Origin of the sequence: Hymenobacter segetis, from assembly GCF_038448715.1 — a bacterium.
GTDB classification, from domain to species: Bacteria; Bacteroidota; Bacteroidia; order Cytophagales; family Hymenobacteraceae; genus Hymenobacter; species Hymenobacter segetis.
On the sequence record NZ_JBCEVZ010000002.1, the window covers coordinates 153,889 to 171,618 of the forward strand.

Sequence of the window (17,730 nt, forward strand, 5' to 3'; positions counted from 1 at the left end):
TTTCTGTTGTTGAAAAAGGGTCTGGGTTTGAGAGGACATATTGCTTCGGCCTCGCAATGACAAGCGTCTTATTCCTTCACAAAACGCTTGGTCTGGGTGCCACCTTTGGTGGTGATTTTGTAGAAGTACGTGCCGGCCGGCACGTCGTGCAAATCGAGCTGCTGGGTCTGCGGGCCTTTTTCCTGGCTGGCTGCTGATACCAAGGTGCGCAGCTTGTTGCCGTCTTTGTCGAGCAGGTCGATGGTTACGGGGCCGGCTTTTTTCACCTCGTAGTCGAGCTGGCTGGTAGGCGCGGCAGGGTTCGGGTATAAGCTGGTGTTGCCCACGCTGGGTTCAGCTTTGTTGGCAGCGGGCGCGTTGGGGTCCATCAGCAGAAACATGGCGGGCTTGAAGAAGCGGCGTAGACCACCCCGCTCACGCTGCCGGCCTTGGAATGCGGCCATTTTTTGCTGTTGCTCGGGCGTGGCATTTCTAGCCACAATGGCCTTGATGTCGGTGGCCCATTTCTCTTTCTGCGGAGCTACTTCCTGGGTGAGCTGCGCGATGGGCGCATCGTATTTCTGGGCCATCTGAGCCACGTTCAGCATGATGCCCCGGGCCTGAAAGCGCAGGTCGTGGGCCTGCTTCTGCTGGGCCTCGGTGAGGGTGGGGCGGGTGGCGGGGGCTTCCGTGCCCTCGGGCACCACGCTGCGGCGCAGGGCCTGGCCTTGCTCCTTTAAGGCTTTGAGCTGGGTGCGGTAGGTGGCCAGCTGGGTGCGGTAGGTGGCCAGCTGGGTACGGTCTTCGGCGGAGAGTTGGGGCTCCAGCTTCTGGCGCTGCTGTTGCAGCACGGGCAGGATGTTGGCCTGAAAATAGGCGCGGATTTCGCGGCGCATGGGCCGGTTTTCGTGCTGGCGGTGCCGGCCGCCCCGGGCCACGCCCACTACCGTAGCCGACAGAATGACCAGCAGCAGCAAAGCCAGGATTTTGGGTGCGTTCGATTTCATAATGATTTAGGAAGAAAGGATGGATTACCAGAGTTTACTCTCAATAGACTGCGTGGCTGCCATGGGGTTTAAGCGCGGTCCTGGCTTTCTTACCCAGCGTGGCTCACCAATACCAAGCTGGTTTGGGCCACTAAATCCTCACAAACGATACCGGTAGTCCATCTGTGCAGTGCTCCAACTCACTGAAACCAAACCCAAACCGGCATTACCTTAACGGCTGAAACCCAGCCCGCCCGCGCATGAGCACCGCCCCCGTCCTGAAGAAAGCGCTGACGCCGCTGCACCTGTGGGCCATTGCTGTGGGCCTGGTTATTTCGGGCGAGTATTTTGGGTGGAACTACGGCTGGGCGGTGGCCGGGCCGGTGGGCTTTCTGGTGGCTACGCTGGTGGTCACGGTGCTCTACGTCACGTTTGTTTTCAGCTTTACGGAGCTTACCACGGCCATTCCCAGCGCGGGCGGGCCATTTGCCTACGCCCACCGGGCCTTGGGGCCGATTGGCGGCTTCGTGGCCGGCTACGCCACGCTGGTCGAGTTTCTGTTTGCGCCGCCGGCCATTGCGTTTGCACTGGGCAGCTATGGGCATTTTCTGTGGCCGGCGGTGCCGGTGCTGGGCACGGCGCTGGGCTGCTACGTGGTGTTCACGCTGATTAATCTGCTGGGCATTAAGGAATCGGCCAACTTTTCGCTGGTAGTCACGGTGCTGGCCGTGGGCGAGCTGCTGCTGTTTATGGGCCTGCTCACGCCGCACTTCCGCACCGCCAATTTTCTGGCGTACCCGGTGCCGGTCACGCTGCCCGGCGTGTTTGCGGCGCTGCCGTTTGCCATCTGGTTTTACCTGGCCATTGAGGGCGTGGCGATGGTGGCCGAGGAGGTGGAAAACCCGCGCCGGACCATTCCGCGCGGCTATGGCTACGGCCTGCTCACGCTGGTGGCCCTGGCCCTGGGCGTGATGATATTGAGCGGCGGCGTGGGCGACTGGCGGCAGCTAAGCCATCTCGACCACCCGCTGCCCGAAGCCCTGAGCATGGTGCTGGGCAAAGACAGCCGCTGGACGAAGTTCTTCGCCAGCATCGGCCTGTTTGGGCTGGTAGCGTCGTTTCACGGCACCATCATCGGCTATTCGCGGCAGGTATTTGCCCTGGCGCGGGCCAGCTATCTGCCCGGTTTTCTGGCCCGCCTCAACGGCCGCCAAACGCCGCACTGGGCCTTGGTGGCGGGCGGCGCGGTGGGCATGCTGGCGCTGCTCACGGGTACTACGGCCCAGGTTATTATCCTCTCGGTGCTGGGGGCGCTGGTGATGTACGTAGTGAGCCTGCTCAGCCTTTTTGTGCTGCGCCGCCGCGAGCCGGATTTGGTTCGGCCCTTCGCCGTGCCGGGCTACCCGTATGTGCCGCTGCTGGCCTTGGCACTGTGCCTGGTGAGCCTGGCGGCGCTGGTTTACTATAACTTACTGCTGAGCGGGATTTTTCTGGGCGGGCTGCTGGCACTGCTTGCGGTGTATTTGTTGCTGGGCCGGCATCGGAAAGAACTGCCGCAGGAAGACCGTCATGCAGAGCGCAGCGAAGCATCTTTACCGCAGCAGTAATTATTTTCTTGCGATTGAATTGCGTTGCGCGGTAAAGATGCTTCGCTGCGCTCTGCATGACCGTTCAAATTACCCATACCCAATGCCCTACCGCCACACCATCGGCCAGCGAGCCTACGTTTTCGACGACCTGAAAACGCTGCTGGCGCGGGCCACTCCCCTGCGCTCCGGCGATGTGCTGGCCGGCGTGGCCGCCGCCACTTACGAGGAACGGGTAGCGGCGCAGTTTGCGCTGGCCGATGTGCCGCTACGCACTTTTTTGCATGAAGCACTGGTGCCATATGAGCAGGATGAAGTCACCCGGCTGATTATCGACACGCACGACACGGCGGCGTTCGCACCCATCGCCCATTTCACGGTGGGCCAGCTGCGCGACTGGCTGCTTTCGGAAGCGGCCGATGCCGAGACACTGCGTGCCCTGGCCCCCGGCCTCACGCCCGAAATGGTGGCCGCCGTGAGCAAACTGCTGCGCAACCAGGAGCTGATTGGCGTGGCGCGGCGCTGCGAAGTCGTCACGAAGTTTCGCAACACGCTGGGCTTGCGCGGGCACCTGGCCACCCGCCTCCAGCCCAACCACCCCACGGATGACGCGCGCGGCATCGCCGCCAGCCTTGTCGATGGCCTGCTCTACGGCAGTGGCGACGCGGTTATCGGCATCAACCCAGCTACCGACAGTCCCAAAGCGGTGAGCCAGCTGCTACACATGCTGGACGCGGTGCGCGAGCAATACGCCATTCCCACCCAGACCTGCGTGCTCTGCCACGTCACCACTGCGCTCCAGCTCATCGAGCAAAAAGCCCCGGTGGATTTGACGTTTCAATCCATCGCCGGCACCGAGGCGGCCAATGTCAGCTTCGGCGTCAGCCTGAGCTTGTTGCGCGAAGCCCACGATGCCACGCTGGCCCTGAACCGGGGCACACTGGGCGACAACGTGATGTACTTTGAAACCGGCCAGGGCAGCGCCCTTTCGGCCAACGCCCACCACGGCCTCGACCAGCAAACCTGCGAGGCGCGGGCCTACGCCGTGGCCCGCCGGTTCCGGCCGCTGCTAGTGAATACGGTGGTTGGCTTCATCGGCCCTGAGTATCTCTACGATGGCAAGCAAATCATCCGGGCGGCGCTGGAAGACCATTTCTGCGGCAAGCTGCTGGGCCTGCCCATGGGCGTGGACGTATGCTACACCAACCACGCTGAGGCCGACCAGGACGACATGGATAACCTGCTCACGCTGCTCGGCGTGGCGGGCTGCAACTTCATCATGGGCATCCCGGGGGCCGACGACATCATGCTCAACTACCAGTCCACGTCCTTCCACGATGCGCTGTACCTGCGCCAAGTGCTGGGCCTGCGCCCCGCGCCCGAGTTTGAGGCCTGGTTGCGGCAGCAGGGCATTTTTGATGAGCGCGGCCGGCAGCTGCCGGCCGCGCAGCACCAGCTGCTGGGCATGGGGCTCCTACAAAACCCGTCGTAGCTCCCGCTTTGCCCAAGTGCTGTTTACTTTCGGCGCTATGATGACAGCCCAGGACCTTATTCAGCAGCTGCACCTGCAGCCCCACCCCGAAGGCGGATACTACCGCGAAACCTACCGGGCTGCCCTGCACACCACGGCCGCGAGCGGCGTGCAGCGGAACGTGAGCACGGCCATCTACTACCTGCTGGAAAACAACGACCGGTCGCATTTCCACCGAATTCAGTCCGATGAATTGTGGTTTTTTCACCAGGGACAGCCCCTGGAGGTCTTGCTGTTGGAAAACGGCCAACTCACCGTTCTGACGCTGGGTCATGACGTGGCGCGGGGCGAATTGCCTCAGGCCGTGGTACCGGCTCATACGTGGTTTGGGGCGCGGGTGAAGTCGGGTACGGGCTTTTCGCTGGTGAGCTGCACAGTGGCCCCCGGCTTCGATTTTGCTGATTTCGAACTGGCCGACCGCGCCCGACTAACTAATGAGTTTCCGGAGCAAGCCGCAGTTATCGAACAATTCACCTAGCGCATCACGCCCGTCATCCATGAATCCATCTGCCGACCCCTGGACCGGGCTGCGCGCCTTCACGGCCGCCCGCATTGCGCTGGGCCGCACCGGCATCAGCGTGCCTTTGCAGGAGGCGCTGGCTTTCCGGCTGGCCCACGCCCACGCCCGCGACGCCGTGTATTCGGCCCTGAATACAGAGGCGCTGCTGACCGAACTGCCGGAGCTGAAGCTGCCCATATGCCAGGTGCACAGCCTGGCCACCAGCCGCGAGGAATACCTGCAGCGTCCCGACTGGGGCCGGGTGTTGGATGACGATTCGAGGGAGCAGCTGGCGGAACTGGCGAACGGGGAATGCGACCTGACCATCGTGCTGGCCGATGGTCTTTCGGCCACGGCCATAAATACCCACGCCCTGCCCCTGCTGCAACTGCTGGTGCCCGAACTACAACATATGGGTTTTCGCCTGGGGCCGCTGGTGCTGGCCGAACAGGCCCGCGTAGCATTGGGCGACGAAATCGGCCAGCTGCTGCGGGCGCGCCTCGTGCTGGTGCTCATCGGTGAGCGGCCGGGACTGAGCTCGCCCGATAGCCTCGGGGCCTACTTCACCTACGCACCCCGGCCGGGCCTCACAGATGAAGCCCGCAACTGCGTATCCAACATCCGGCCCGAAGGGCTGGCGTATCCGGCGGCGGCGGCGCGGCTGCTGCACCTCTTGCAGGAGGCGCTACGGCGGCAGCTGTCGGGCGTAGGGCTGAAGGATGAGTCGGATTTGCTGCTTGAGTAATTTACTAACGAAACCACTTCGTTGCTTTCAAATGAAGAAGGCCGACCCTGTTGGGGCCGGCCTTCTTCATTGTCAGTGGAAAATTGTTAGCGGAAAATCATTATTCCACCACCACTTTCCGCACCAGCAGGGTGCCGTCTACGGTCAGGCGCAGGGTATACACGCCGGCCGCGAGGGCATGCACATCAAACTCCGCGTCGATGGCTTGGCCGGCAGGGGCGCTCAGCGAGCGGCTCAGCACGGTTTGGCCGAGGGCGTTGGTGAGCGTGGCGGCTACTGCGGCCTTGCTGCCCAGCACCGGCAGCTGCACCCGGAACGAGCCCGAAGCCGGATTCGGGAACAGCTGGGTCTGGGCGCTCAGCGCCTGGGCGGGCGTGGTGGCCAGCGCCCCCGCCGGGCGGAACTCCACGGCGAAGCGGCCGGCGGCCGTGGTACCGCTCAGGCTAAAGGCGTAGCTGGTGCCGGTGCTCAGCACCGTGCGGGTACCGGTCAGGGCATCAACCAGCGTGGCAGTGCCGACGAAATTGGCCACATTGGCGGCCTCGAAGGTATAGCGGCCGGCCTGCGGCACCTGCACCGTGAGCGGCACCAGCACGGCGGTATTGCCCAGCACGGGCAGGCCGTTGATGGCCATTTCCTCGTTGCTGGCGGCCAGTGAGGCCAGGTTCAGGCCGCTGGGGTTAGCCAGCTTGGCGGCATCATACTCGGCGTCGTGGCTGGCGGTGGCACCGGCTTCAAAGTACACGTACGCTTCGTCGCGGCCAGCGCTGGCGTTGCTTAGCTCCAGGTGCAGCTGCGGGCGGGTATCGGCCAGCCCCCGCCCGAAGGCGGGCACCGCGCCAAAGGTGGTCACGCGGTTGTTGTTGGTCAGGTTCACGGCACCGTTGCTGACCGGCAGTTGCAGGCGCACAAAGTAGCCCGAAGCCGTGGGAATGAGGGGCGAAGTGCCCATGCCATTGGAATACGAGCGGTAGGTGCCGCCGTACTGCCCGCTGCTCTGGAACACATACATGGCCCCATCCACGCCGGGGCGTTGGGTGGCGGTCACGGTACTCCAGTCGAGCGGGGACGGGTAAGGGTTGCCCAGCAACTGCCAGCCCCCGTCGGGGCTGGTGCCCCAACTCAGGGTGCCCGAGTTCTGGCTGCCGTTGTTTAGCAAGCCCACAAAATCGACCAGCGCCGTGTTGGGCGCGTTCACGGTATAGCCGCGGTTCACCGTCATGGGGCTGCCCGAGGCCGGCACGAACCAGCCCTTGTCGAAGGGGCCATAGGTGGAGGTGACGGTGGTAATGCGGGATTGGTCGTAGCCAAACACGTTGGGGAACGGCCGGATGGCTCCTGGCGTGGGGCTACTATTGTAAGCCGTATTAAAGATGGGCGTGAAGCCCGCCGTGGCCAGGTCGTTCACCGTGGTGTTGCTCACCGGGGCCGAATAGTGGCGGTAGCCGATGGGGTTGGCATTGTCGATGTAGCGCTGCACGGTAGCCGTGCCCACTACCACGCCGCCCGCATTCACCACGCCGGCCGTGCCCGTGGCCGACGAAAGCAGGGTAAACGGCTGGCCCCCGGTAATCAGGTTGCCGGCCTGCAGGTTCAGGCCCTGCGTCAGGCTCAGGGCTTGGCTCAGGGTCACGCTGGCCGGGTTGGCCACGCCTACGGCCAGCACCGTAGTGGGCAGGCCCAGGCCCGTTGCTTGAGCAGCGGTGCCGTTGTAGATGTAGTTGGCCAGCGGGCTGTAGGTGCGGGTGCCCGCCAGCAACACGGCGCCGGTGGGCACGCCCGTGGGCGCGATGCCGGCCGGGTCGCAAATCGCCAGCGTGCCGCCGGCCTGCAGGTCGAAGCTGCCGGTGCCGCTCAGCAGCTGGCAGTTCTGGGCCAGTCCCCCGCCCCCCAGAATGGTGAACGTGCCAGCCGCCGTGAGCGGACCTACCAGCACCGCGAAGGCATTGGGGTTGATGGTTACGTTGTTGTAGTTGCCCGTAATGGGCGTGGGCGCAGTCGCCGTGCCGGAGGAAACCACCAGGTTGGGCAACGCGGCCGGATTCACGGTGAAGGTGGCCGCCGCCGAGGTGCCGCCGCCGGGCGCAGGGTTGGTCACGGTCACGTTGTAGCTGCCGGCCGTGGCCTGGTCGCCCGCCGTGAGCTGAATGGTGAGCTGCGTGGCCGACACGTAGGTAGTGGTGCGGGCTGCGCTGTTGAAATTCACCACCGAAGAGGCAATGAAGTTGGTGCCGTTCACCGTCAGCGTCTGGGCCGCCGCCCCGACCGTCACCGAGTTGGGCGAGAGGCTGCTGATGGTGGGGGCCGGGTTGTCGGGCAGCACGGTAAACGTGCCGGGGCTGGTAGCCGTGCCGAGGGGCGTGGTCACGGTGATGGTGCCGCTGGTGGCCCCCGTGGGCACGTTGAAGGTGATGGACGTGGCGCTTACCACCGTGTAACCGGTGATGGCCGCGCCGTTCAGGGTCACGGCCTTTACGCCCGTGAAGTTGGTGCCCGTAATCGTAACCAGCGTACCGGTTTGCCCGCTGGCAGGCGCGATATTGGTGATGGTGGGTACCGCATTGGCAAAGGCCACACCGCGGAAGGAATAGTTGGTGCCGGCAGTAGCAATGGCCGCCGGCAGGGTAGCTGTGCTGGGAGCAGCGTTGTAGCCGCTGTTATCGTTGAGAAAGAATAAGCCGCTGCCGCTGGCCACCAGCGTAACGACGCCGGCAGCACTCACCTGGCCATCGAGGCCGCGAATGGACAAGCCCGTGCCCCCGGTAATGGTGCCGTTGTAGGTCCAGGTACTGCCGACCAGGCTAAATTTCTGAATGCCCCCTCCGGCTGAGGTGTTACCGTCGTCGGCCACGTAGACGACATCAACTCCCGGTACCGAAGGGTTAAGGTCGGCGAAGTAGAAGGCCAGCGGGCTTACAGCGCTGTTGGCTGGGAAGCCGGGCAGCAGTACGGTCGTCTGGCCACTGGTGGTGGGCAAACCGCTACCTACCTGGCTAACGCCAATGAAAGGCGAGGAGGCGCTGCTAACGTAGAGGTTGCCCCCGAACGTATTGACATAGCGCAGGTTGCTGGGCGTGCTGCTGATGACGGTTGAGGTGCCGTTGTTGCCGAATGGCACGTAGCGCACCCCACCCGACGAACCTGCCGTGTAGAAGCTGGTGCCGTTTGCCGTAGTGCCGGCGCGCAGGTTGCCCGTGGCATCCGTCAGGCGCGTACTGGTGTCGACGGAGCCATCGGCAGCCACGCGGCCTACTATGCGGTTGGTGGTAGCCGGGGCCGTACCAGATACGGCAGCCACACCAGGCGCGGCGTCGTAGCCGGTTATCACCAGATAGGCACCGTCGGCTGAGCGCGTCAGGCCCGCATCGGTAGTCGATGAGCCCGCTACCGTCAAAATGCGATTGGTGCCCAACACTGTTGTTGGCAGGGAGATGGACTGCACCAGTCCACCGGCCGGCGTGTATTCAAGTAAAACCACCACAGTAGCAGCGCTAGTAAGCCCCGCCGTGCCGTCGCCGACGCGCACCACCACCAGATTGCCAGGAGTAAACGGCGCGGCCTGGCCCAGCACGGGCAGCAGCACCAACAAGACCAATAGCCACGCCCAGCGTAGCAGTGGCATTTCCCTCGAGTAACGTTTCAACATAGGAAAAGGACTAATGAGTGAATGGATGGGTTAGGTAAACAAAAGTCTCAGGAGCAGGCAAAACAGTCTTAAAAAAAGAAAGGTATGTAAAAAAGCCAGCCTTACAAGCACTAGCTTCTTCACATACCTCAATTTTCGGCAGGGCCACGTTTTTTCTAGCGCAGCGTCTTCAGCTGCTCCAGCGCGGCCTGGGTTTCCTGCTGCTTGCTGCCCTCTTTTTCTTCCTGCGAGGCCGGGGTTTTGGGCGTACTGCCGTAGAAGGCGAGGATGTTTTGACGGGCCACGGGGCTGAGGTTTTCGAACTTCTTGCCGGCCAGCTTGCGCAGCCACTCGCCGTAGGTTTCATCGGCCAGGCCGTATTCGCCGGCGTGGGTGGGCTTGCCGGTATCGAAGTCGGCATTGGACAGGGTGAGGGGCGCGGCGGCGGTGTCGGCGGGCTGGCGGGCCACGTTGGCGCAGTAGCTGGCCATCACCTTGCGGAAGCTGGCCCGGAAAATCTTCTCGGCCTCCGGCGTGGGCAGTTTGAAAGCGAAGGGTTTCAGCGGCCCAATTTTGGGCAACACCCGGATGAAATACGAGATGATGCGCGCCCCGAAACCTGGGCGCTTATACTCCTTGCCGTATTCTTTGCGGAAGGCCTTGGGGTGGTTGCGGGCCATGTAATCGCGCCGCCGGGCCCCGGGGCTCAGTTTCACGATGTCCTTGCGCTTGTAGTGCCAGGCCGCGCGCGCCGCCGTCGGAATGAGCTGGCTCACGGCAAAGCGGTAGCTGGCAATGCTCAGGTCCACGTTCACAATCACCTGGCCCAGCTCCAGGCCGTAGGTTTTCAGAAAGGCCCGCTCCAGCGGCGACTTACTCACCTTGAAGCCGATTTTCTGGTGGTAGTCCTGGCTGTGGTACTTGCCGCTGGCCAGTTGCACTACATCGAAGGAAAACTCCAGCTGCCCATGCTGCTTGGGGCCTTGCTCGTAGGTCACCACGTCGCCGAATTTCGCTTTCAGGTCGGGGTACACCAGCGGCACGGCGCGGTTGGTGCCTTCGGCGTGGCCGTTGAGGTCGGCCGAATAGTGGGCCAATGCGCCCAAGGCGAAGGCGTAATCGTTGAGGTCCCGGGACTCGTTGATGAGGTTGCGGATAAAGTCGCCGGAGCGCACGTAGTGCGTCAGGTTGGTGAACAGCACCGAGCCGAAGGGATAGTAGCCCATGTCCTGAATGATGGCCCCGCCGTAGGCATACGCCTTGGCATCAACCAGTTGCTCGGGCGTGGAGGCCGGGTAGCGCTTCAGGATGGCCGGTACCAGGCAGCGCTCCCAGGTCGAGTCGATGTTGGCCTGATGCGTCAGCACGGCGTAGCCGGCCGCCGGGCGGGCAGCCAGGGCCAGCAGCACAACCAGCAGAAATGAATAGATACGGAGCATGAAAAAGGTGCAGAAGAAGGTAAGCACAACGTTGGTTGCTTGCAACGGCAAACACCCTGGCCGCGTTGCCGCCCCCGGCAATAGGCTGCCGCATTGCCGGGACCGTCAATTTGCATGTACATTGCACAAACGATTGTGTAAGCCCGGATTCGCCCTTTCATTTTGAATGTAACATGAAGCTGTTTCTTCCCGCGCTGTTCCTGTTGGCCGCTACAGCCGCCGCCCAAACTGCCCCCGCTCCCACCCCGGCCGGCAACCCCATCTTCCGCCACAAGTACACGGCCGACCCCAGCGCCATGGTGCAAAAAGGCACCGTGTACCTCTACACCGGCCACGACGAAGCCCCCGCCCGCCAGGAGCGCTACGTGATGCACGAGTGGCTCTGCTTTTCCAGCACCGATATGGTGAACTGGACCGAGCATCCGGTGCCGCTCAAAGTGTCGGACTTTGCCTGGGCCAAAGACGATGCCTGGGCCTCGCAGGTGATTGCCCGCAACGGCAAGTTCTATTGGTACGCAGCCGTGGAGCACGGCTGCATTCACGGCAAGGCCATCGGCGTGGCGGTATCAGACAGCCCCACCGGGCCGTTCAAAGATGCGCGGGGCTCGGCCCTGATTACGCCCGACGCGACGCCCGACGACAAGATTAGCTGGGCCGATATCGACCCCACGGTTTTCGTCGACAGCAAGGGCCAGGGCTATTTATTCTGGGGAAATACTACCTGTTATTACGCCAAGCTCAAAGCCAATATGACGGAGCTGGACGGCCCCATCCAGACCGTGAAAGGCCTGCCGCGCTACACCGAGGCCCCGTGGGTACACGAGCACAACGGCTGGTATTACCTGAGCTACGCCTCCGAATTCCCCGAAAAAATAGTGTACGCCATGAGCCGCAGCCTGGAAGGCCCATGGGAATACAAGGGCATTCTGAACGAGCTGGCGGGAAATTCCAACACCAACCACCAGGCCATCATTGACTTCAAAGGCCAGTCCTACTTCATCTATCACAACGGCGGAGCCAATACCGACGGCGGCAGCTTCCGCCGCTCAGTCTGCATCGATAGCCTGTATTATAACAAAGACGGCACCTTGAAGCGCGTGGTGATGACGACGGAGGGCGTGAAGGCGGCGAGGTAGCCTTTATGTCAGGGAATTGACCGCTATGCAGAGCGCAGCGAAGCATCTTGCCCGCGCAACGCAATCCAATCAATGGGATTAGTAGCTGCGGTAAAGATGCTTCGCTGCGCTCTGCATGACGTTCGTTTTTGTTCTATACATCAGACCCTATTTCCCCACCGTCGCCTCCGTGGTGGCGGGCTGGCTCAGCAGGTCCACATCGGTGATGCGCTCGGGGAACCAGACGGTCATTTCGCCCTTGCCGCGGTTGGCCCAGGCGTAGTACGGGATGGCCGTGAGCGTCTGCGGCACGGTGCGGATGGCCGTGGCGCTGGCATCTACCTCCACCGCCGGAACGGTGGCCGTCAGGGTCATCATGCCGTTGAGCAGGCCGGGCTGGTAGATGGTGCTGAAAGCCGCGCCGACGGGCACGATGAGGTTGCTGGTTTTGCCATTATTGTCCTTCCACTCGGCGCAGTACATGACCGGGCCACGCTGCAAAGCCACTTTACCGAGGTCGTCCTTCACCTTGGCATTGGCCAGCACGCGGCGCACTTCCATGGGCAAAGTCAGGTCAATAACGTCGCCTTTGTGCCACTTGCGGGCCAGCACGGCGTAGCCGTTGCGTAGGGTGTAGGCCACGGGCTTGCCGTTGATTTTGAGGGTGGCCGCCTGCCCGGAAGGTGTGGCGAAGGTGTACAGATTCGAGGGCATGGCCTCGTTGCGCGCCCAGCCGGGAATGCGCAGCAGCAGGGTAAAATCGGTGGTGGCAGCCGGGTTCACGGTGAATTTCAGGCCGCCGTCCCATGGGTAGTTGTTCTGCTGAATGATGCTAACTTTTTGCTTGCCGATGCTTAGGTTGCTGGTGCCGCTCACGAAGAGGTTCACGTACAAATCCCGGCCGTTCTGGGCGTAGACGTAGCCGGGCAGAGCGGGCATTAGGCGGGCCAGGTTGGTGGGGCAGCACGAGCATTCGAACCAGCCCGCCCGCGCCGGCTCGGTCTGGGGAAAGCTGGCGCTGCTCTTAATCTGCATCGCGTTGCTGTAGAAAAAGCTTTTGCCATCGAGGCCCACGCCGGAAATCAGGCCATTGTAGAGCACTTTTTCCATCACGTCGACATACTTGGCATCGCCGTGGAGCTGGAACATACGCTGGTTCCAGTACACGTCGGCCACCGAGGCGCAGGTTTCGTTGTAGGCCGTGGCGTTGGGCAGCTCGTAGTTGGCCCCAAACCGCTCGCCGCCGGGCACCGCGCCGGTGCCGCCCGTTACGTATAATTTCTTCGCCACCATGTTATTCCAGATGGTATCCACGGCGGCCAGCAGCTTCTTATCGCCGGTGAGGGCGGCCACATCGGCCATGGCCGAGTAGAGGTATTCGGCGCGCACGGCGTGGCCTTCGGCTTCTTTTTGGTTGTACACCGGCTTGTCGTCCTGCCAGTACTGGCCGTTTTTGAATGGGTCGTGGCTCTTGGCGTCGTAGCCCTTGTACTGGCCCCGCGCCTCGATAAAGAACTTCGCCGTGCTCAAGTATTCAGGCTTGCCCGTGACGCGGTAGAGCTTCACCAAACCCATTTCCACGATTTCGTGACCGGGCGCCACGGTGCGCTTGCCGGGACCGAAAACGGAGCACACCAAATCGGCATTTTTGAGGGCGATGTTGAGCAGGGTTTTCTTGCCGGTGGCCTCGTAATGAGCCACTGCCGACTCGTAGAGGTGGCCGGAATTGTAGAGTTCGTGGCTTAGCTCGCGCTCCTTTTCCCAACGCTCTTTGCCTGACCAAGCGTGTGGGTGCGCGGGGTCGATGGTGCGGGCCGTGTAGAGGTAGCCATCGGGCTCCTGGGCCGCGCCTACTTTGGCAATCAGGCCGTCGATGTAAGCGTCCAGCTTGGCGTCGGGGTACACGCTCATGGAATATGATGCGCCTTCGATGGTCTTGTAGATATCGGTATCATCGAAAGGGTAACCCGTGGCAAACTTGCCCGATTTTGCCGCCGCCATCTCGAAGTTCTTCACCCGATTGGTGGCTTCGCAGCGGGCGAAGGATGCGGGAATGGTGACGTCGGTGTTGGTTTTGAGGCGCGGCAGCCAGAAGCTGTCCGTCAGCTTCACTTTAGTGAAGGGGACGGCCTGAATGGGGTAATCGGTGTGCTGGGCCACGGCCGGGCCGGCCACGCCCAAACCCAAAAACAACAGGAATAGCTTCGAAGTCATCATGATGGATGCTGTTACTTTTTGCGAGCAGAAATGCGATACAGCGCCGCCCCGTGCCGCCGGATATAAGGCGCAAACTCCGTTGTGAATTCACCAATTTTTCGGCCGCTCCACAGGTCGGTTACGGTTGCTTCGCTGGCAATTCCCAGCTCCTTCAGCAGCACCGGCACGCGCACCGAATCGGCGGGGGCCGGCCGGTAAGGCGATTTGGTGAAAACCAGGAAATCGAGCGTGCCGCCGGTGTTCTGCACGGCCGCCGCATTATCGAGCCCAACTGTGGTGCTGAGGTGCGTGGAGCCAGCCGGCAGGTCGTATTCGATGATGGAGTTGGCGTGGGTGCCGATGCCGGTTTCATAGGCTTTCCCGGCCACCAGCAGCGGCGCGCCTGATACGCTTTTGTTTACTGTAGACTTGCCCCAGCCGGCGCTGGCATTGCGCCACGGCAGCGTCGTCAAAGCCACCGTTTTGCCGCCACCGCTCAGCGTGGGGTTTAGCCAGTCGGCGTGGTCCCAGGCGGTGCCGTCGCCGCCGTCGCGCACGTTCAGGTAGAGCTTGGTGGCGCCGGTGATGTCCACGTCGGCCGCATTGCCTGGGGTTTGTCGATTTATTAGTCCGCTGGCCCACACGGCTTCGCTGGCGGGGGCCAGCTCCTGGTCCTGGGCGTTGAAAAGGGCCAGGAATTTATCGCCGGTGGTGGGGTCGTCGGCGGTCCAGGCCACGAGGTCGCCGCCGCGGAACAGCTGGCGGTTGTGGGTGCTGCTGCGGTTCACGGCCAGCACATTTTTGTTGGTGAGTAAAGCCAGCGTGGCGGCGTCGTTGCTGGGCAGGTCGCCGCCGAACATCAGCGGGGAGCGGAATACGCTCCAGAGCGTCATCAGGGTGCGCTGCTCGTCGGGCGTGAAGCGGGTCTGGCGGTCGTCGCCCCGCTCGGCGCGGATGCCCAGGCGGCCCAGCGGCAGCATATCCGCATCGGGAAAAGCGCCGGGTTGGATGTAAGGTGCCCAGCGGTTACAGACCTCAAAATGCTCCTTGAGTTGCTCCCAGCTGTCCCAGAAGTCGCCCACGGTGCGCCACATATTGGCATTGGCAGCAACGTGTTTGGCTTCCGCAATCGGGGTTTCACCGGGCGAGGTGCTGAACACGATTTTGCGGCCCGACTTATCAATGGCCCGCCGAATCATCTCCACTTCCGGCTTGTGGTAGGGCTCCGAAAGGTCATCGACTTTCACGAAATCCAGCCCCCACGCGGCATAGAGCTTGAACAGCGAATCGTAGTATTCCTGCGCGCCCGGCCCGGCTTTCACCGTGTACATATCGTGCAGCCAGCGGGCTAGGCTTTCCTTGCTATATATGTCGGCAGCCGTCAGCTTGGTGCCGAGGATGGGCAGCCGGCGTTGCACCGCCACCACCGGCACGCCGCGCATGATGTGAATGCCGAATTTCAGCCCCTTGGCGTGCAGGTAATCGGCCAGCGGCTTGAAGCCCTTGCCGCCGGCCGCCGAGGGAAATCGGTTCACGGCCGGGATGAAGCGGCCGTATTCGTCGAGGTTCCAGTCGGGGTTTTTCTCGTTGTAGCCGTGGGCCGTGTCGTTGCCCACGTACCAGCGGATATCCACCACTACGTATTCCCAGCCGCTGCTTTTGAGGTTTTTCGCCATGTAATCGGCGTTGGCGCGCACCTCGGCTTCGGTCACGGTGGGGCCGTAGCAGTCCCAGCTGTTCCAGCCCATGGGCGGCGTGGCGGCCCACTGGTGGAAGTCGGTTTTCGAGGCGGCTTTTTGGGCGTGACAGGGAACGATGCCCAGCAGCAAACCGGCAGCCAATAGCGTTTTATTTTTTTTCATGGATGATGTGTCGCTACGGACAGTGTAAGGGCGGGGTCGTACCCGGTAGGGCTTGCCCCCGCCCCTAGCGCTTGCCCGGAATGCGCAGCACCGTGAGCGAGTTCGGGGCCAGCGTATAACTCACCACCGACCCAGCCACGGCGAATTTCGATTCCTGCGGCGTGAGTTTCTTCGGCTCCTGGAGGCTGTTCTGAGTGTTTAAATCGTCGGAGGCCATCACCAGGGCGCGGCCAGTTTTGCCGAGCTTTTTGGCCCCGGTCAGGCTCACTTTCACAGCGCGGGGCGTAGCGGAGTAGTTCACCAGCTTCACCACGATGTCGCCGGCCGCATCGTCGGCCACGGCGCTGGCGAAGAGGTTATCGGTGCCGTTTTTGGCGTTGGCGGGCAACTGCACGGGCAGCATGGTGGTGCCCTTGTTCTGGCTGAAAAGCTGCTGCACGTAGTAATTCACCGTGCCGTAGGCGTTCAGGTTGTCGAACCAAATGAGGTTCGGCGTCCACTGCCAGGCATCGACGTGGGCGAACAGCGGCGCGTAGGACGCCATAGCTACCACATCGGCATTGCGCTCCAACCCCGTCATGAAGGCGGCTTCGGAGAGGGCGCAGTCCCAGTTGTTCTTGTTTTCCTGGCTGGCAATGCCGGCGCTCTGGGCGGCGTACTCGCCGGCGAAGATTTTGGAGCCGGTGCGTGGGTAGTTGTCGTAGCGGTCCACGTGCTGACGGAACCACTCCGGCCGGGCGTAGTAGTGCTCGTCGATAAACTCGGCCTTCTGCGCCCGCAGCGTGGCTGTGGCTTTGTCAAAAAGCTCGCCCTCCGGCGACGGCCCGGCGCTGCTCACAATCTGAATAGTCGGGTATTTGGCCTTCAGTGCTTTGGCAAACGGCTCGTAGCGCTCCAGGTACTGCGGCCCCCACTGCTCGTTGCCGATGCCAATCATCTTCAGGTTGAACGGCGCGGGGTGGCCCATGGCCACGCGCTTGGCACCCCAGGTGGAGGTGGCGGGGCCGTTGGCGAATTCCACCAAATCCAGCGCGTCCTGAATGAAGGTATCCAACGTGGGCTCGTCGCCCGGCCCGGCCGCGTTCGGCCCCTTGGCCGCGCTGCCGAGGGGGGCTAGCTCGGCCGAGTTGAACTGGCAGGCCATGCCCACGTTCAGAATAGGCAGCGGCTCAGCCCCAATGTCCTCCGAAAGCTGGAAATACTCGAAGAAGCCCAGCCCGAACGACTGGTAATAATCGGGCGTGTAGCGCTGTTTAAATTCTTTGTTCCAGCGGTTTATCATGGGCTGGCGGCTGGCTACCTCGCCAATGGTTTCCTTCCACTGGTAGCGGTTATCCAGCGTCATGCCCTCCACGATGCAGCCGCCGGGGAAGCGCAGGAAGCCGGGCTTCATGTCCTTGAGCAGCTGCACGAGGTCGGGCCGCAGGCCATTCTCACGCTTCAGGTACGTGTCCTTCGGGAAGAGCGAAACCACGTCGATATCGGCAGTGCCGGTGCCTTCCACGGTCAGTTTGAGACGGGCTTTGGCCGCCGTGGCTGTAGGCCGGAGCACCACGCTATACTTCTTCCACTCGCCGGTGAGGCCCGTAATTTGGGCCTGGGCCAGCGGCTGGCCTGATGCGGCGATTTCGGGGCCGCCGGCGCGGCGGCCGGGCTCCTCCAGCGCCACGTTCAGGGCCGATATGCTGCCGGGACCGCGCCGCAGGTACACCGAGAAGGTGTATTCCGCGCCCTGCTTCAGGCCCATGCCCCGGAAGCCTTCGTTCACAAAACCGGCATCGGGGCTGGCGGTTTTCACGCTCAGGCGCAGGAAATGGCGGTTGGTGTTGCCAATGGGCTGGTCGCCCGACACGCGGTAATCGGCCAGGCCGGCCGCGCCCCGAATGGCCTTCCAGCCAATGAGGTGGTCGTCGGTTTCAAACGACTTGTTCTTCACCAGCTCGGGGTACAGCCCGCCATCGGCCGCGAAGTTGATGTCTTCGAAAAACAGGCCGTACATGTTTTTGGGCACCGGTGCACCGGGCTTGTTCACCTGCACGGTGAGGGTGGCGGGGGCCGTTTGGGCCAGGACAGCGGGGCCGGTCAACAGGCCCAGCAGAACCAGAAATGCGGGCAGGCCAGCGGTAGGAATTCGCATGATGATAATGGGTTGTAAGTCTCAAAAAGA

At 62.6% G+C, this 17,730-nt stretch carries 11 protein-coding genes; 5 read left to right on the forward strand and 6 right to left on the reverse strand.

Translation table 11 applies throughout. The features are described 5' to 3' along the window. Positions 1-68 precede the first annotated feature (68 nt). Entirely contained in the window at positions 69-986 is a 918-nt protein-coding gene (locus tag AAFH49_RS01670) for a T9SS type A sorting domain-containing protein (RefSeq protein WP_342295499.1), read from the reverse strand. 239 nt (positions 987-1,225) lie between these two features. Here AAFH49_RS01670 and eat point away from each other — a divergent pair, with 239 nt between their 5' ends. The 4 genes from eat to eutC all read left to right on the forward strand — a co-directional run bounded on the left by eat (position 1,226) and on the right by eutC (position 5,326). Continuing rightward, positions 1,226-2,572: an ethanolamine permease gene (gene eat, locus AAFH49_RS01675; RefSeq protein ID WP_342295501.1), complete on the forward strand. Its 1,347-nt coding sequence runs from the start codon at positions 1,226-1,228 to the stop codon at positions 2,570-2,572. 82 nt (positions 2,573-2,654) lie between these two features. Further along, complete coding sequence (locus AAFH49_RS01680; protein WP_342295503.1) at positions 2,655-4,043, forward strand: ethanolamine ammonia-lyase subunit EutB; 1,389 nt, start codon at positions 2,655-2,657, stop codon at positions 4,041-4,043. A gap of 37 nt (positions 4,044-4,080) precedes the next feature. Then, entirely contained in the window at positions 4,081-4,560 is a 480-nt protein-coding gene (locus AAFH49_RS01685) for a cupin domain-containing protein (RefSeq protein ID WP_342295505.1), read from the forward strand. A 19-nt stretch (positions 4,561-4,579) separates the two neighbouring features. Further along, the gene (gene eutC / locus AAFH49_RS01690) at positions 4,580-5,326 is read left to right on the forward strand and encodes an ethanolamine ammonia-lyase subunit EutC (protein ID WP_342295507.1); all 747 of its coding nucleotides are present in this window, start codon (positions 4,580-4,582) and stop codon (positions 5,324-5,326) included. Between the two features lie 100 nt (positions 5,327-5,426). On the opposite strand, the gene AAFH49_RS01695 is transcribed toward eutC, so the two are convergent. Continuing rightward, complete coding sequence (locus AAFH49_RS01695) at positions 5,427-8,972, reverse strand: T9SS type A sorting domain-containing protein (RefSeq protein WP_342295509.1); 3,546 nt, start codon at positions 8,970-8,972, stop codon at positions 5,427-5,429. Positions 8,973-9,127: 155 nt separating this feature from the next. Then, the gene (locus tag AAFH49_RS01700; protein WP_342295511.1) at positions 9,128-10,390 is read right to left on the reverse strand and encodes a zinc dependent phospholipase C family protein; all 1,263 of its coding nucleotides are present in this window, start codon (positions 10,388-10,390) and stop codon (positions 9,128-9,130) included. 173 nt (positions 10,391-10,563) lie between these two features. On the opposite strand from AAFH49_RS01700, the gene AAFH49_RS01705 reads away from it, so the two are divergent. Continuing rightward, positions 10,564-11,526: a glycoside hydrolase family 43 protein gene (locus AAFH49_RS01705; protein WP_342295512.1), complete on the forward strand. Its 963-nt coding sequence runs from the start codon at positions 10,564-10,566 to the stop codon at positions 11,524-11,526. Between the two features lie 147 nt (positions 11,527-11,673). Here the strand turns inward: AAFH49_RS01705 and AAFH49_RS01710 are convergent, their stop codons facing one another. The 3 genes from AAFH49_RS01710 to AAFH49_RS01720 all read right to left on the reverse strand — a co-directional run bounded on the left by AAFH49_RS01710 (position 11,674) and on the right by AAFH49_RS01720 (position 17,700). Further along, entirely contained in the window at positions 11,674-13,722 is a 2,049-nt protein-coding gene (locus AAFH49_RS01710) for a glycoside hydrolase family 127 protein (protein ID WP_342295514.1), read from the reverse strand. A gap of 11 nt (positions 13,723-13,733) precedes the next feature. Further along, on the reverse strand, positions 13,734-15,563 hold the full coding sequence (locus tag AAFH49_RS01715) for an NPCBM/NEW2 domain-containing protein (RefSeq protein ID WP_342295515.1): 1,830 nt from the start codon (positions 15,561-15,563) through the stop codon (positions 13,734-13,736). 64 nt (positions 15,564-15,627) lie between these two features. Next, the gene (locus tag AAFH49_RS01720) at positions 15,628-17,700 is read right to left on the reverse strand and encodes an alpha-L-arabinofuranosidase C-terminal domain-containing protein (protein WP_342295517.1); all 2,073 of its coding nucleotides are present in this window, start codon (positions 17,698-17,700) and stop codon (positions 15,628-15,630) included. Between the last annotated feature and the right edge of the window lie 30 nt (positions 17,701-17,730).

Coding starts and splice junctions, on each gene's coding strand:
- AAFH49_RS01720 (WP_342295517.1), bottom strand. CDS start 17,700: ATGCGAATTCCTACCGCTGGCCTGCCCGCATTTCTGGTTCTGCTGGGC.
- AAFH49_RS01695 (WP_342295509.1), bottom strand. CDS start 8,972: ATGTTGAAACGTTACTCGAGGGAAATGCCACTGCTACGCTGGGCGTGG.
- eutC (WP_342295507.1), top strand. CDS start 4,580: ATGAATCCATCTGCCGACCCCTGGACCGGGCTGCGCGCCTTCACGGCC.
- AAFH49_RS01705 (WP_342295512.1), top strand. CDS start 10,564: ATGAAGCTGTTTCTTCCCGCGCTGTTCCTGTTGGCCGCTACAGCCGCC.
- AAFH49_RS01715 (WP_342295515.1), bottom strand. CDS start 15,563: ATGAAAAAAAATAAAACGCTATTGGCTGCCGGTTTGCTGCTGGGCATC.
- AAFH49_RS01710 (WP_342295514.1), bottom strand. CDS start 13,722: ATGATGACTTCGAAGCTATTCCTGTTGTTTTTGGGTTTGGGCGTGGCC.
- AAFH49_RS01670 (WP_342295499.1), bottom strand. CDS start 986: ATGAAATCGAACGCACCCAAAATCCTGGCTTTGCTGCTGCTGGTCATT.
- AAFH49_RS01700 (WP_342295511.1), bottom strand. CDS start 10,390: ATGCTCCGTATCTATTCATTTCTGCTGGTTGTGCTGCTGGCCCTGGCT.
- eat (WP_342295501.1), top strand. CDS start 1,226: ATGAGCACCGCCCCCGTCCTGAAGAAAGCGCTGACGCCGCTGCACCTG.
- AAFH49_RS01685 (WP_342295505.1), top strand. CDS start 4,081: ATGATGACAGCCCAGGACCTTATTCAGCAGCTGCACCTGCAGCCCCAC.
- AAFH49_RS01680 (WP_342295503.1), top strand. CDS start 2,655: ATGCCCTACCGCCACACCATCGGCCAGCGAGCCTACGTTTTCGACGAC.